The organism is Exiguobacterium sp. N5 (assembly GCF_025842465.1).
GTDB lineage: Bacteria > Bacillota > Bacilli > Exiguobacteriales > Exiguobacteriaceae > Exiguobacterium > Exiguobacterium profundum.
On sequence record NZ_JAPAEP010000001.1, the window covers coordinates 1,836,074 to 1,850,868 of the forward strand.

Genomic DNA, 14,795 nt, shown 5'->3' on the forward strand with positions numbered 1-14,795 from the left:
TTAACCTTACCAAACTCATCTCTTTTTCGCGACGTCTATCTTTTGAAATCAAGGGAACGATGGCTCGGAATTCTCTTCTTCCTGTTCTTCCTTCAACTGTTCAGGTACGTCTAGCACATTCACCTGCTCGTAGTCGGTCACTTCCGCATCTTCTTCTTTCACAAATACTCGCAGATAGTTCCCTTCCGGTAACAACCCAGTGGTGGCAATAGACAGAGGACGTTTTTTTCCATCCTCATCGTACCCGATGAGATCATAGCGATAACCCCCCGAGGTTTGCGTCGCCACTTCTGCACTTGGGACTTTGACATAATAGACATCGGCTAACAATCGATTGGAATCGACATAACGCCAACCTACTACTAATAGAATGCCAATCAATAGGATGGCAACGAGATTTCGTTTCATAAAAAATTCTCCCTCAATCTAAGAATCACTACTTATGAGGTATACCGTTATTCCGAATCGATGAAACCATGACACAAAAAAGGTTCATCCTATTTAGAATGAACCTTTCCTGCAATGCAGTGCATTACGATTCGACAGTCACAGGCACAACTGCGATTTCAATCTCCTTCTCTACTTCTTCACGTTCTTCTTTCAAACGCTCATCCGACCATTTGAAGACGTCGGCCATGCAACGAAGGACACCGTCTTTGTGTTGACGGACGAAATCGATATCAAAGAACATCGCACCGGTCCGACGAATCAAGAAGTCGATGGCACGAACGACCGACTCTTCTTCAATGCCATAAATCAACTGCGCATAGACGACCTCTGGCAAGTCATACGCGTTCGAGTCCATCCGTTCGATAACGCGGTCAATATTCGAACCGTAAAGACGGACGAGTTCTTCCGCGTGCCCCGCGTCGAGACCATGATTTTGAAGTTCTTTCGTTTTCTTCTCGAGGAAGTCTTTGAATCCTTTCGAACCGCCGACGTGACCACCTGACATCGGCATATGCTTCGTCCGGCTCGCCAAGTAGACGACACCTTCTTCTTCTTTTAATAATTTCGCGACGAGGTCGACGACTGTTTCTGACATCTTCCGATACCCTGTCAATTTACCGCCGGCAATCGTGATCAAGCCGCTGTCTGACTGCCAAATTTCGTCCTTACGTGAAATTTCAGAAGGGTCTTTTCCTTCCTCATAAATCAACGGACGAATACCCGCCCAGCTCGATTCCACGTCGTCTGCTGTGACATGGACGTCCGGGAACATATAATGGATCGCATCCAAAATATAATCGCGGTCCTCTGTCGTCATGCGTGGATGCGCTTTGTTTTTATCGAAGAACGTATCCGTCGTTCCGACGTACGCTTTGTTTCCGCGTGGAATGGCAAAGACCATGCGCCCGTCTGGTGTGTCGAAATAAATTGCCTGTTTGAGTGGGAATTTCGATTGATCGATGACAAGGTGAATTCCCTTCGTCAAACGAAGCTGTTTGCCTTTTTTCGAGTTGTCTTCTTCCCGTAACTCATCGACCCATGGACCAGTCGCATTGATGATTTTTTTCGCATAGACGTCATATGTCGACCCATCGATTTGGTCTTCGACGTGTACACCGGCTACTTTGCCGTTCTCATAAATCAGTCCGGTCACTTTCGCATAGTTCATGAGAAGCGCACCATGATTCGCGGCCTCTTTCGCCACTTCGATTGTCAATCGTGCATCATCCGTCCGATACTCGACGTAGTATCCACCACCGACTAAGTCATCTTTTTTCACGAGCGGTGCTTTTTTGATGACTTCATTCGGTTTGAGCATCATGCGACGTTCTGCCCGTTTGACGCCTGCGAGGAAGTCATACACCATGAGTCCGATTGAAGTTGAGAAAGGACCAAACGTGCCTCCCTTGTGCATCGGTAATAGCATCTGTTCCGGTGTCGTGACATGTGGACCGTTCTCATACACGATGGCACGCTCTTTCCCGACTTCTGCGACGAGCCCCACTTCAAATTGTTTCAAATAGCGGAGTCCCCCGTGAACAAGTTTCGTCGAACGGCTTGACGTCCCGGCCGCAAAGTCTTGCATTTCGAGAACCGCTGTCTTCATCCCACGTGACGACGCATCGAGCGCAATCCCTGCTCCGGTTATCCCTCCACCGACAACAAGAACGTCATGACGTTCGCTTGTCAGTTGTTCGTATCGTTTCGCTCGTTCTTTCGCTGAGAAATTTCTGATTTCCATCTTATTCCCTCCTATAGTAAGTACGGTTCAATGAATAGAAAAAGAGACCACAACAAAAACAAGGCTTCCCCCTTCTGTTGTGGTCTCTCTATTGTCTCGAACCGAATATCAACTTTTCTCCTGTATTATACCCTATTCTTTTCAGTTCAATCATCTCTTACGCTTGCGCAATCTGTAATGTGTTCATTCACAAGCATCCGACTCGCATTTTTGAGTCGAGAAGCTTAGACTTCAAGGTATCATGTTGAAGGAGGATTTCAGATGAAACGTATGTTACAACCTTTTCAATTCAAAAATGGCGTCGAAGTACCGAACCGACTCGTCTTGGCTCCGATGACACATTACTCATCAGAACCAACGGGCGAAGTATCCGAGCATGAGCTCGCCTACTATCGGAAACGGGCGCAAAACGTCGGGCTTGCGATTACAGCATGCGCGTACGTGACAGAAGACGGGAAAGGTTTCCCGAACGCATTCGGGGTCAATGACGACAAATTCATCCCGGGTCTCCGTCAATTGGCGGAAAGTTTAAAAGCGGAAGGTGCAAAAGCCATCCTTCAAATTTTCCACGCTGGACGGATGTCACCACCTGAACTCGTCCCGAACGAACAACCTGTCAGTGCAAGTGCTGTCGCGCCTGTCCGAGAAGGCGCCGTCACACCACGTGCCCTCGAGACATCAGAGGTCGAAGCCATTATCGAGGCGTTCGGTGAAGCGACGCGTCGGGCCATCGAAGCCGGGTTTGATGGCGTCGAGATTCACGGAGCGAACACCTACTTGATTCAACAATTCTTCTCACCGCACTCAAATCGCCGTGAAGATCGCTTCGGCGGTGATGTTCATGGACGTTTGACGTTCCCACGCGAAGTCATTCGTCGTGTGAAAGAAGCAGCTGCAGATGCAGAAGACTTCTTAGTCGGCTATCGTTTCTCACCGGAAGAAATCGAAGAGCCAGGAATCACACTCGACGACACGGATGTGTTACTCGATATGATTTTAGAAGAGGGCGTCGATTATATTCACGCTTCTCTCTGGAACTTTAATACAGCTTCCATGCGTGACGAGAATGTCACGGAGCGTTCGATAGACCGCATCGCCAATCGAATCAATGGTGCCATCCCACTCATCGGAGTCGGGCAACTCCAACGTCCGGCCCAAGTGGAAGACGCACTCGACGTCGTCGATTTTGCCGCACTCGGTCGCGAACTGATCATCGATCCACAATGGCTGGAAAAAGTGGAATCGGACCGCGAAGAAGAGATCGAGACAGAACTCGACTTGAACAAACAAGCCGAACTCGCTGTCCCAGCTCCGCTATGGAACGCCATCACGACACGTGCCGGTTGGTTCCCAATTAAAGATCAAGAAGTGAAATAAAAAAATGAACCTGCCGTTTATCACGGCGGGTTCATTTACTATTTCAACGTCAAGAGCTCACTCATCGTCACAAACGTGTACCCTTCACGTTTCAGCGCATCGAGAACTTTCGGCAACCCTTCAGCTGTGGACTCATGAATATCATGCATCAAGACAACAGCACTTGGATGGACATTGTCCATAATCAAGCGATACATTTGATCGGCATTACGGTGACTCCAATCAAGAGAATCGACCGTCCATAGTGCAAGGGTCTGCTCCTTTGTCTGAATGATCTGCTCAATCATTTCATTTTTAGCCCCGTATGGTGGACGAACCAATGATGGGCGTTGTCCCGTAAGCCTCTCAATTCGTTCATCAACCTGTTCGAGTTCCTCTTTGACTCCCTTCTCAGACAATTGTGTCAAATCCGGGTGATGTTCAGTATGATTTGCTAGCTCATGACCTGACAACGCTACTTGTCTCGCTACATCAGGATAGAATTCCATCTGACTTCCTAACATAAAGAACGTAGCACGCGCTTGGTATTTCTCAAGTGTCTCAAGAATGTGAGGTGTCACAATCGGATGGGGTCCATCATCGAACGTCAGTGCAACATATTTCCCATTGGGTTCAAGCGGCTTATTTGAGGGACTCATGATTGGAGAATCTTCTTGTGCAGTGGGCGTATCTAATTCGGATAACAAAAACGGCTCAACTTCCTTCATCGGAATATGAACTTCTACCACACCTGCCGCTCCCGCCGCCACTTCATACTCGTCAAATATGACATCTAGACCAGAGGACGTCAGTATCCACTTCGTCGATTTAGGGTGTTTAATCGCTTCACGTAACTGATCCTCAAATACGTATTCTTGATGTTGTAATTGTGTGATGACGCTATGCTTGAACCATTCTAATGCATGTTGGTCATCACGTAAGACATCATCCCATTCAACGAACGTTCCGTCCGAAAGGTTCATCCGAAATACGTCGACAGTGGTTTGACCATTCGCACCACCAGTGAATGCATAAGTATGAACGACTAGCGTGTATTCAGTCTGATTCGTTTGATATGTATCGGTCTGAATATTTAAGTGACCCGTTTGACCGTGACTAGGGGTGAGGTTGTGTTGAAATGCTTCTTTCTTTTCTAAAATGAATGCATCCAGCTCCTCGTTTAGCATTTCATAATCCGTTCTCGGAACAGAGATTGATGTCGTATATCTTTTCGCTTGTTCACTCTCTACCGTTAAGTGTAACCCGGGGTATTGTCCGGTAAAGGATGGTGTCGGAACTTTTTTAATCGTCGGGGCGGCTCCCGCGATGTAATACCATGTACCCATCCCAATCAATAACGTCATAATAACTAACATGTGTCGTCTCATTCTTATTCTCTCCTATTTCATTCAATCGATTCGATTGTATCAAACTCTTCACGAATGAAATCGTCAATATGGCGACAAATATATACAAAATCATACAAAACAGGTACGTCGTCTTTAAATAGACGTCGTACCTGTTTTCATCCATTCTTCCCGTAATATACCCATCCGAATCGAATCATAGCGCTTCTCGTTCACGACACGCACTTGACGGATTCGACCTTCGAGTTGCATCCCTACTTTTTCAGCGACCCGCATCATCCGTTCATTCCCGGACCACGTCGTCAAGCCGACACGGACAACGGGTAGCGTCTCAAATAGATGCTCGGTCCATAAGCGAAGGGCACGCGTCCCGACACCACGATTCCAGCGGTCGGACTGATGCAAGATGATGCCCATCTCGAGCCATTCTCGTCCGGCATCTTCGAAATAGTAAGAAACGGTCCCATATACGGTTCCATCGACCTCAATGACCCACATGTCTTTTTTTTGAATGAGCGACTGCTCGATTTGCTGAAACTCTTCGTAAGACATTGACTTGTGTTCGAAGTAAGGCGCGTCCCACTGTTTCCATTCCGGTACCGCATCTCGATAAATCAATTCCCAGAGTCGTGATAGATCCTGTTCTTCAATCGGTCGAATGACCACTTCTTGATCTTGTCGCATGTTGTCTTCCTCTCTATAAATCGTCCTTACCTTATTCTTGTGTCCCGTTCGAATCTCCTTTTTTTCGTTTGCGCCAAATGAACGCAAGAATCAAGACAATCACACTTGCCATGACAGAAGCGATCGCGATTGGACTCGAATCGGTCATAAACAATTGTCCAATCGAGACAGAATAAGCAAGTCCGAACGACGTGACGAGTTTTGCCCCGAACGCGATACCCGCAAAGCGCAGAAACGGTACACGACTAAACCCCGCAGCGAGACAGATGACCTCGTCAGGTAAAATCGGAATGATAAATAAGGCGAGCAAGACACCAAGACCGTATCGATCGACATAGCGATCGTACGTCTTCAGTTTTTCTTCATCGACCCAACGAATCATGCGCCCTCGACCAAATCGGGCCAGTCCATACATGACAAAGATTCCAAGTGTCGTCGCAACGCTTCCGACCAAAGCGGCACGAAACGGTCCGAGCGCGACACTCCCAATCGGCACGCTGACCGCTTCCGGAACGGGTAACGCAATAGGTTGTAAAAAGCTAAATGCTGCAAACACCCAGACCGCCTGTCGTTCATATTGTTCTAGTAAACGATCCAATCCGTATGTGTCATAAAGGATGAGTCCGAATGAAACATAATAGACGAGAACGAAAATCAAGAAGAGAGAGAACGTGATCTTCCACATCTGCTTTAGGATGACGTTCGAGCCGTCCCGAATCGCCCGAAGTAACCCGACCGAGAGGGCGAGTAAAACAACACCTGTCCAGCCAAGTTGATACGGCAATAAAAGGGAAGGCAAGACGACGAACGGCAACAGACTGAGCGCGACAAGCCCTAATCCATATCCAAGATAAATCGAATGTCGTTCTTTCATGTGCCCTCACCCTCTCCCCGTTCTACTTCTAGTGTACCCACAAAGTGATAGGGATGTATCCTGCCGAAGGCGCTTTCCCTCTCATGCTTTTGACGTAGAAAAACCACGGTCCGCAATGGACCGTGGCTTTCAATCACTTATTCTCCAAGTGATGCTTGGATGAAGTCATGGAATAGACGTTGTGGACGTTCTGGACGCGAAATCAATTCTGGGTGGAACTGTGATGCCACGAACCATTTGTGTTCTGGAATCTCAATGATTTCTACGAGACGACCGTCTGGGCTCGTACCTGAGAACTTGAAGCCTTCTGCTTCAAACGCTTCACGGTATTCGTTGTTGAACTCATAACGGTGACGATGACGCTCGTATACGAGTTCTTGATCGTATGCCGCATGCGCTTTCGTCCCTTTTTCGAGTTTACATGGATAAAGTCCAAGACGAAGTGTGCCCCCAAGATCCTCGATATCTTTTTGCTCTGGAAGAAGGTCGATGATCGGATACGGTGTCGACGGATCGATTTCTGCAGTATGTGCGCCGTCCAACTTCAAGACGTTACGGGCAAACTCGACCGTCGCAAGTTGCATCCCGAGACAGATTCCGAAGAATGGGACGTTGTTTTCACGAGCAAAACGTGTCGCTTCAATCTTCCCTTCGATTCCACGCTCACCGAATCCACCTGGAACGAGGATTCCGTCCGCATCGCCGAGGATGTCTGAGACGTTTTCAGCCGTCACGTCTTCTGCGTTGACCCAGTCGATGTCGATATCCGCGTTGAACGCATAACCCGCATGTTTGAGTGCTTCCGCGACCGAGATATACGCATCACGCAATTCGACATATTTCCCGACGAGTGCGATTTTCACTTTCTTCTCAAGGTGTGTGACCGTGTGGACGAGTTCTTTCCAAGCCGTCATGTCAGCAGCCGGTGAATTGAAACCGAAGTAGTCGTTGACGAGTTGGTCCATTCCTTGTTTTTGAAGGTTGAGTGGTACTTCATAAAGTGTCGATGCGTCTTGCGCCTCGATGACCGCTTCTTTGCGTGTATCACAGAAGAGGGCGATTTTTTCACGCATGTCTTCTGGGATGTCATGCTCCGTACGAAGGACAATGATATCCGGTTGAATTCCGTAGCTGCGAAGCTCTTTGACACTGTGTTGTGTCGGTTTTGTCTTCATCTCACCTGCGGCACGAAGGTAAGGGACGAGTGTACAGTGGACATACATGACGTTCTCTTTCCCAATGTCATTCTTCACTTGGCGAATCGCTTCGATGAACGGAAGGGACTCGATATCCCCGACTGTTCCACCAATCTCTGTGATGACGACATCGGCGTTCGTCTCGCGTCCTGCACGGAAGACACGGTCTTTGATTTCGTTCGTGATATGCGGAATGACCTGAACCGTCCCACCGTTATAGTCTCCACGACGCTCTTTCTTCAAGACAGTTGAATAAATGCGCCCTGATGTGACGTTCGCGTTTTGCGACAAGTTGATGTCGATAAAGCGCTCATAGTGTCCGAGGTCAAGGTCAGTCTCAGCGCCATCATCTGTGACGAATACTTCTCCGTGTTGATACGGGCTCATCGTACCTGGGTCAATGTTGATGTATGGGTCAAACTTCTGAATCGTGACGTTGAGTCCTCGATTTTTGAGTAGACGCGCGAGCGAAGCTGCCGTGATCCCTTTACCGAGCGAAGATACTACCCCGCCTGTTACGAAAATGTACTTTGTCATGTTTCTTTCTCCTCTCTTGAATACCAACCATCGGGAAACGAAAAAACAAAAAAAGCAAAAGTGCCCCCGAAAATGGAGGACACTTTTGCTGCATCGTTACGTGCTAAACTAGCCCATGACTAATTTACGCCAGAGACGATGCAGTCGTCAAGATATTATTTTTTCTTTTTTTTCAAGTCGATGAACACGACTAAAAAAGAAAAAGAGACACGCCTAGCCGGGCGCGATGCCCGGCTTTTTTGCGGTCTCTTATAAATCATCCTCGTCTTCGATATCGAGGTCGTCGTCCAAGTCATCGTCCTTGAAATCGTCAAGGCCTTCTACTTTTTCTTCTTCGTCCTCATCATCAAATTCAGATGAATCATAGTCTTCAACTTTTGCGAATACATCCAAGTCATCCTCGATATCGACGATGCCTTCGTCTGCTTCTTCGAACTCTTCTTCGAATTCGTCAAGTTCACCACGTTGACGTGCTTCGATGACGAGATCCTCATCCGACTTATCGAATGGGTACCAAACACGAAGCGCCCAACGGTTTGCTCCTAAGTTGACGAACAACCCGTCGATGTTCAAATCGGTGTAAAGTTGTGCGATTTTTTCGAGCTCTTCCTCTTCACTCGCAAACGTATAGTTTTGCTTGATTTTTTCGCGAATCTCATCAAAAGAAACAGGCTGTTCGCCAGTTTCTTGGAGAAGTTCATAAACGAAATCAATCAACGATTTATTCATTAAAGGACACTCCTTTTCCGTCACTAGTTAAACATCACTCCTCATTATAAACAAAAGCGATATGAAAAAGCTAGGGAAAATTATGATTCATGTATTCTACTCGGACGAACTCGGAACCAGTACAGGCTGATCAATCCAATATTGAAAATCCACGTAAGTCCTAGAACACCGAACATCCATGCTTTTGGAATTTGAAACGATAATTCCTCGTTGACCGTCTGCCCAACGTACAAACCGTACCCTAACAATCCAATCATTAAGAAGGAGTACGCAACGATCATCCCAAACCGCTTCCACAGCTGCAAGAGCAAGGAAGCAAACTCCTTATTTTCCCCATATTGATCAAACAGATACGTATGGCTTACACTCGAGTACATCGTCTGCGTATACCCACTGACAAATAAGACAGGGATGAACGCAAGTGGCTCGATAAATCCTAGGAAAAAGATGAGGGAGGACACGAGTAACACGAGGTATGGGTGACGTGCGAAATCAAATATACGACTAAACAAAATCCAGCCGATGACGCCTACTAAAAATGGGACAAATACATAAAAAATGAGAACTTGAAACGAGTACAAGGCAAGACTGACAAAAACGGCACCAATTAACGTCCAACCACCGAACAATCCAATCACAAACGACAGCAATTGAACCTGACGGGTGCGACTCGCTCCAATAAAGTCTCGGACGCGCTTTTGGTACAATAACCATCCAACATAAACGAGCAAAATAATCATTAAGCCAAATATTTCGATATAGCCACGCGCCCCTTCTAAAAGACTGAGCAGACGACTAATCAATGTAAAAACGGTGACCGCGATGAAGGCACGGAGAAAAGAACGAGTTTCAAACTGCCAAGTCGCCGATTTTTGAAGCGGTAATTTCCGAACAAAAAGCCATGGTAGAATCAAACTGACCAAAAAGAGAGCGATGGCCAGATTGTATGACTGTGTCAATGCATAAGAGAATATCGCAATCCAACCGACTAACATCAGAACCAACGGCCAGGAGCTCCCTTTATCTTCTTTTGAATCTGGATCAGCAGCTGGTTTCAGTTCGTTTAATTGCGATAAAATCGTCGTCATAATCGACCCGACTCCAATTGATCCAACCCCGACTAAAAAGGCGCTCCATTCAATCGCACGCTCAAACGGGAGAACGAAACAAACGAGACCGACAACGAGTACGACCAAGGCGATTAAAAAAGTATCTTTAGAACCACGGCGTCCAATGACATAAACCCACAATAATAGACCGGACATACTGGCTACATAAAAAATCAAGAATGGAATGAGACGCCCGACACCTTCTTCGACTGCCATAATAGATAAAAATAAGATCTGCGGAAGAATTTGACTACTGAGAGCACTGACAATCGTCAATAGGACAACCATGTTTTTCATGGGACACACTCCTTACATTGAGATTGAATATTCTGTTCCTCAATCATCCTTTCCCAGATCCATTCGTCTGCGAACCTCTTTCATAACACATTTACTTCTCAGTTTCTTCACTCTTTTGCCGATATAGAAGAGAATGACATTTTAGATATGAAAGAGAAGGAGAAGGAGAAAAATATATGGCACTTTTTCGTAAAACAACATCCAATCACTTCGTCGCCACTACCGGCTTTCCTGAAATCCAGACAATCGCTAAACCAGCCGACTCAAGCTTGAATGGTCGCACTCACTACATGGGATACACGACCTCTCAAGTAAAACGACTGCAAGGTATGGCTCCACTCGTCGAGTCAGTACTTGACGATGTACTTGAAAACGTACTCGACCACTTAATGCTGCAACCGGAAATGGTACAGATTGCGAACGCATCATCCACAAGAGAACGATTAAAAAAGGTATTCGCCGATTATTTCCGCAGCCTACTAACAGGGAACATCGATGATAAATTCTTGGCAATGCGGAAACGAATGGGACAGACGCACCACCACTTCGCCGTGCCTGTCGTCTGGTTCTTGGCGACGTACTCGGCATTTAATACGTTGCTCATCCCAAAAGTGGTTGAAACGTATCAACACGATCCTGCCCTCTTAAGTGAGTCCCTCTTAGCGTTGTCACACGCGATGAATTTAGACGCACAAATCGTCACCGAACAATACGTCAACGCCCGCCTCGATGAAATCGAGTCTGCGAACCAAGCTCGTGCGTCCCTGTTGAGTGACGTGACACGCGTCAGCACAGAAGTGGCGACTACGATGGAACAAACCGGACACGCCATGTCTGAAACGAGCAATCGTGCTCACCAAGTCCTTGCGGAAACGGAGCAAACGGAAAAAATGAGTCGTCATTTGATGAAATTGACGCACACGAACGGAAATCAAATCGAACAGATGGAAGTAGAGTTCAAACAGTCGGCCACCTACGTCGATACTTCGCTCGATCGAATTACCGCCCTAAAAGAAGGTTCACAGGATATTGTCAGCATGACCAAGAGCATCGAACAAATTGCTAACCAAACGAACTTACTCGCCTTAAACGCTTCGATTGAAGCGGCTCGCGCAGGAGAACACGGAAAAGGGTTCGCCGTCGTCGCCACCGAGGTACGCACACTTGCGGAGAACGCAAAACAACTGAGCAGTCAAATCAACGCGCTCATTCATGAAAATGAGACGAACATCGCGGCCCTCCTCGAGCAAATGGGGCAAATGCATCGGACGAACGATGAAGCGATGCGCCAACTAAGCACCGTCAAAGCTGGTTTTTCGACCGTTCAAGAAGAAATGGGCCAATACGTTCTTTCTTTCGAACGAAACAAACAAGACCTCGGACAGATGGTCGAGACCATTTCATCGATCAACGAGACGACGCAAGGGTTATCTCACTTGACCTCTTCTCTTCTATCCACCTCTGAGATGCAGTAAACAAACAAGGCACGGTCCACGGACCGTGCCTTCATGTATTATTGGACAACTGGTTCTGGTATCTCGATGGCCTTCAGCGAGCGATCGAGCAATTCGACGACATCGAACGTGCCGACGGTCTCATCGACTTCCTTCGCTTTTGTTCCATCAGATAACATCGTCAAACAGTACGGACATGCCGAACCGATAACAGTCGGTTTCGTCTCAAGTAACTGTTCTGTCCGAGCCACGTTGACACGTGTCCCGACTTTTTCTTCCTGCCACATGAGACCACCACCGGCTCCACAACACATACCGTTTTCACGGTTACGTGTCGCTTCGACGAGTTCGACACCCGGTATGCGTTCTAGGACGAATCGTGGTGCATCGTAAATGCCGTTATAACGACCAAGGTAACAAGAGTCGTGATAGACGACACGTTCGTTCACGTGAAGGTCTGGCTGAATCCGACCTGTGTCAAGTAACTCCGCGAGCAACTCCGTATGATGATACACCTTCACATCAGTCAAACCGAAGTCCGGATACTCATTTTTGAACGTATTGTACGCGTGCGGGTCGACCGTGACGATTTTCGTCACCCCATACTTCTCAAATAGTTTAATGTTCGCTTCGGCGAGTTCTTGGAACAGCAACTCGTTTCCGATTCGACGTGGTGTATCCCCTGAGTTTTTCTCTTCATTTCCGAGAATGGCGAATGAGACGCCTGCCTTGTTCAAGACGCTCGCAAAGCTCTGCGCGACTTTTTGGCTACGGCTATCGTAAGACCCCATCGCGCCGACCCAGAAGAGATACTCGAATTCCTCGCCTGCTTTTTTCTTCTCTTTCGCCGTCGGGATGACGAGCTCTGTATCCTTACGCCAGTTCTCGCGTTCTTTCCGGTTCATTCCCCACGGGTTCCCTTGACGCTCGATATTGGCGACCGTACGCTGTGCCTCAGGGTCCATCTTCCCTTCCATCATGACGAGGTAACGACGAAGGTCAATGATTTTATCGACGTGTTCGTTCATGACCGGACACTGGTCTTCACAGTTACGGCAAGTCGTACAAGCCCAAATTTCTTCTTCCGTGATGACGTTGCCGATCAACTCGTCTGCGACGAGCATATGACCGTCTTGCGCAGCTGCTGCGATTTCAGCACCTTGCGTGTTTTGGAACATGAGTGCAGGTGCCCACGGTGATTTTCTCGTGACCGCCGCGCCTTTCATATTCATATGGTCACGAAGTTTGACGATTAAGTCCATCGGCGACAACATCTTCCCAGTTCCTGTTGCCGGACAAACATTCGTACAACGCCCGCACTCGACACAGGCATACAAGTCGACGAGCTGCTTCTGGTTGAAGTCTTCAATCTTGTTGACCCCGAAGACAATCTCTTCATCCGACTCTTCCGCTTCTTCCATCGCTGAAAAATCAACAGGTGCCAAGCGACCGACTTTGTGCGTGCGACCGAGCCATACGTTGAGCGTTCCGGCAATCAAGTGTGCGTGTTTTCCTTGTGGGATGTAGACCATGAAGCTGAGCAAGAATAAAAGGTGCATCCACCAAAAGACGACGAATAAAGCGAAAGCGACAGAGCCCGGTACCCAAGCAAATGCTGAGCCGATGAGCGTCGCGACCGGTTCGCCCCACATTGGAAGCTCTTCTTTATAGACGAGGTAAAACCCGTTCCCGAACAATACGGAAACCATCAACCCGCCGATGAAGATGAGGGCAAGACCTGCTAAAAAGTTTCGTTTCAAGCGCACGAGCTTCTCGACGTAACGACGGTAGAATCCCCAAACGACCGCAACGAGAATCATGAGCATGACGATTTCTTGCATGAACGTAAAGATTGGATAAAGCGGACCGAGCGGGATATGCGGGAAACGTGTTCCCACCGCTAGTCCTTTCCAAATAAAATCAATCGCCCCGAATTGGACAAGGATGAAGCCATAAAACATCATGACGTGAATTGCGCCACTCTTCTTATCTTTCAACAATTTCTTTTGACCGAACACGTTGATCATGACCTGTTCGAGTCGTTCTTTGTTCGTTTGGCTCCATTCTGCCTTCTTCCCGAGCTTGATGAACGTATAACGCTGATGAACTAGCGTAGCAAATAAATATACACCATAGCCGAGGACGAGCAAGAATAGAATCCAGTTGACGATTAAAAATGTAGACATCCCCAAAACTCCCCCTTTTGAAAACGGATTCAATCTTGAATTCAGTATATCAAATGATGAATGAACAGTCATTCATTTTTGTGAAGTTCTCATCAGAAGTTTAGAAGATGTTTCAATATGAGCAATAATCCCCCATAGCTGCACACGGCCAATACGAACGTGCGGAAGTGCAAATTTCGGTCGGATGGCAGTTCAAACTTCACGATATTGAGAATCATCGCCCCGGCCACAAAGGCAAAACAGAGCGCTTCGACGTGCGCCGCCAAGTCAATCCAGCGTGAAAAGAACCCACCAAGTAAAATCCCACCACTCAACAAATAGCGTCCTTGTCGCATGTAACGTTCACCATAATGACGATTTAAGTCATGCCCGAGCGCTAAAAAGTGGACACCGAGCGCTGTCGCATAGAAACTTCTCGCAACGAACGTCACCGAGTCGGCTGTCACCACGTACGCCGAGAAGGTCATATAGGCCGTGAGGAGTGTCACCTGTAACCAATACGAAACGGCCCGGTCGACCGCCTCATCTTGAAAGTGAGGGGTACGAACGAACCGCATGGTGCCGTAAAACAACGTGAAACCGATGAGACTGACGATGTAGATTTCTGAAGGTAACGCTAAATTCAACCAATCGACACGAAGCGTGTCCTGGCGTTTGTTCAGGGACGGCAAAAGATACATGAAGAAGTACGTGATGGCGATGCCGCTCGAGAAAGAGAACCATTTTTTCGAAGGAACGGTCTCTTCCCGGAACAAATAGATGCCGAAGAAGTTAATCAGCGCCAAATAGATGATGATCCAGTTCGCCATCTCGTC

The 14,795-nt window shown here is 47.5% G+C and carries 12 protein-coding genes; 2 read left to right on the forward strand and 10 right to left on the reverse strand.

Going from position 1 to position 14,795, the window contains the following annotated elements; genetic code table 11:
- Positions 1 to 48: 48 nt before the first annotated feature.
- Positions 49 to 408, reverse strand: coding sequence for a YxeA family protein (locus OKS35_RS09485; protein WP_264092931.1), 360 nt, complete (start codon positions 406 to 408; stop codon positions 49 to 51).
- A 124-nt stretch (positions 409 to 532) separates the two neighbouring features.
- A complete protein-coding gene (locus OKS35_RS09490) occupies positions 533 to 2,191 on the reverse strand; it encodes a glycerol-3-phosphate dehydrogenase/oxidase (protein WP_264092933.1) in 1,659 nt (552 codons plus the stop codon).
- A gap of 261 nt (positions 2,192 to 2,452) precedes the next feature.
- On the opposite strand from OKS35_RS09490, the gene OKS35_RS09495 reads away from it, so the two are divergent.
- Positions 2,453 to 3,568, forward strand: a complete 1,116-nt coding sequence (locus OKS35_RS09495) for an NADH-dependent flavin oxidoreductase (protein ID WP_214783697.1) — start codon at positions 2,453 to 2,455, stop codon at positions 3,566 to 3,568.
- A gap of 38 nt (positions 3,569 to 3,606) precedes the next feature.
- Here the strand turns inward: OKS35_RS09495 and OKS35_RS09500 are convergent, their stop codons facing one another.
- From OKS35_RS09500 to OKS35_RS09525, 6 genes are all read right to left on the reverse strand, one after another.
- The gene (locus OKS35_RS09500) at positions 3,607 to 4,935 is read right to left on the reverse strand and encodes a polysaccharide deacetylase family protein (RefSeq protein ID WP_264092934.1); all 1,329 of its coding nucleotides are present in this window, start codon (positions 4,933 to 4,935) and stop codon (positions 3,607 to 3,609) included.
- A gap of 114 nt (positions 4,936 to 5,049) precedes the next feature.
- Positions 5,050 to 5,598, reverse strand: coding sequence for a GNAT family N-acetyltransferase (locus OKS35_RS09505; protein ID WP_214783699.1), 549 nt, complete (start codon positions 5,596 to 5,598; stop codon positions 5,050 to 5,052).
- A gap of 31 nt (positions 5,599 to 5,629) precedes the next feature.
- The gene (locus OKS35_RS09510) at positions 5,630 to 6,472 is read right to left on the reverse strand and encodes a TVP38/TMEM64 family protein (RefSeq protein ID WP_214783701.1); all 843 of its coding nucleotides are present in this window, start codon (positions 6,470 to 6,472) and stop codon (positions 5,630 to 5,632) included.
- A gap of 137 nt (positions 6,473 to 6,609) precedes the next feature.
- The gene (locus tag OKS35_RS09515; protein ID WP_074035670.1) at positions 6,610 to 8,205 is read right to left on the reverse strand and encodes a CTP synthase; all 1,596 of its coding nucleotides are present in this window, start codon (positions 8,203 to 8,205) and stop codon (positions 6,610 to 6,612) included.
- 249 nt (positions 8,206 to 8,454) lie between these two features.
- Positions 8,455 to 8,934 carry a DNA-directed RNA polymerase subunit delta gene (gene rpoE, locus OKS35_RS09520; protein WP_074035668.1) on the reverse strand — a complete coding sequence of 160 codons (480 nt, stop codon included), beginning with the start codon at positions 8,932 to 8,934 and terminating at the stop codon, positions 8,455 to 8,457.
- Positions 8,935 to 9,014: 80 nt separating this feature from the next.
- Positions 9,015 to 10,340 carry a hypothetical protein gene (locus OKS35_RS09525; RefSeq protein ID WP_264092936.1) on the reverse strand — a complete coding sequence of 442 codons (1,326 nt, stop codon included), beginning with the start codon at positions 10,338 to 10,340 and terminating at the stop codon, positions 9,015 to 9,017.
- Positions 10,341 to 10,516: 176 nt separating this feature from the next.
- Here OKS35_RS09525 and OKS35_RS09530 point away from each other — a divergent pair, with 176 nt between their 5' ends.
- Positions 10,517 to 11,815, forward strand: coding sequence for a globin-coupled sensor protein (locus tag OKS35_RS09530; protein WP_196431283.1), 1,299 nt, complete (start codon positions 10,517 to 10,519; stop codon positions 11,813 to 11,815).
- A 38-nt stretch (positions 11,816 to 11,853) separates the two neighbouring features.
- Here OKS35_RS09530 and OKS35_RS09535 read toward each other — a convergent pair whose 3' ends face one another.
- Together OKS35_RS09535 and OKS35_RS09540 are read right to left on the reverse strand one after the other, a co-directional pair.
- Positions 11,854 to 13,980 carry a (Fe-S)-binding protein gene (locus OKS35_RS09535; protein WP_159562996.1) on the reverse strand — a complete coding sequence of 709 codons (2,127 nt, stop codon included), beginning with the start codon at positions 13,978 to 13,980 and terminating at the stop codon, positions 11,854 to 11,856.
- 92 nt (positions 13,981 to 14,072) lie between these two features.
- On the reverse strand, positions 14,073 to 14,789 hold the full coding sequence (locus OKS35_RS09540; RefSeq protein ID WP_078147689.1) for a hypothetical protein: 717 nt from the start codon (positions 14,787 to 14,789) through the stop codon (positions 14,073 to 14,075).
- Positions 14,790 to 14,795: the final 6 nt, after the last annotated feature.

What these genes read in the sequence shown, in the direction of transcription:
- OKS35_RS09535 (WP_159562996.1), bottom strand. Translation starts at nt 13,980, where the DNA reads ATGTCTACATTTTTAATCGTCAACTGGATTCTATTCTTGCTCGTCCTC.
- OKS35_RS09495 (WP_214783697.1), top strand. Translation starts at nt 2,453, where the DNA reads ATGAAACGTATGTTACAACCTTTTCAATTCAAAAATGGCGTCGAAGTA.
- OKS35_RS09490 (WP_264092933.1), bottom strand. Translation starts at nt 2,191, where the DNA reads ATGGAAATCAGAAATTTCTCAGCGAAAGAACGAGCGAAACGATACGAA.
- OKS35_RS09485 (WP_264092931.1), bottom strand. Translation starts at nt 408, where the DNA reads ATGAAACGAAATCTCGTTGCCATCCTATTGATTGGCATTCTATTAGTA.
- OKS35_RS09540 (WP_078147689.1), bottom strand. Translation starts at nt 14,789, where the DNA reads ATGGCGAACTGGATCATCATCTATTTGGCGCTGATTAACTTCTTCGGC.
- OKS35_RS09530 (WP_196431283.1), top strand. Translation starts at nt 10,517, where the DNA reads ATGGCACTTTTTCGTAAAACAACATCCAATCACTTCGTCGCCACTACC.
- OKS35_RS09500 (WP_264092934.1), bottom strand. Translation starts at nt 4,935, where the DNA reads ATGAGACGACACATGTTAGTTATTATGACGTTATTGATTGGGATGGGT.
- OKS35_RS09510 (WP_214783701.1), bottom strand. Translation starts at nt 6,472, where the DNA reads ATGAAAGAACGACATTCGATTTATCTTGGATATGGATTAGGGCTTGTC.
- rpoE (WP_074035668.1), bottom strand. Translation starts at nt 8,934, where the DNA reads ATGAATAAATCGTTGATTGATTTCGTTTATGAACTTCTCCAAGAAACT.
- OKS35_RS09525 (WP_264092936.1), bottom strand. Translation starts at nt 10,340, where the DNA reads ATGAAAAACATGGTTGTCCTATTGACGATTGTCAGTGCTCTCAGTAGT.
- OKS35_RS09505 (WP_214783699.1), bottom strand. Translation starts at nt 5,598, where the DNA reads ATGCGACAAGATCAAGAAGTGGTCATTCGACCGATTGAAGAACAGGAT.
- OKS35_RS09515 (WP_074035670.1), bottom strand. Translation starts at nt 8,205, where the DNA reads ATGACAAAGTACATTTTCGTAACAGGCGGGGTAGTATCTTCGCTCGGT.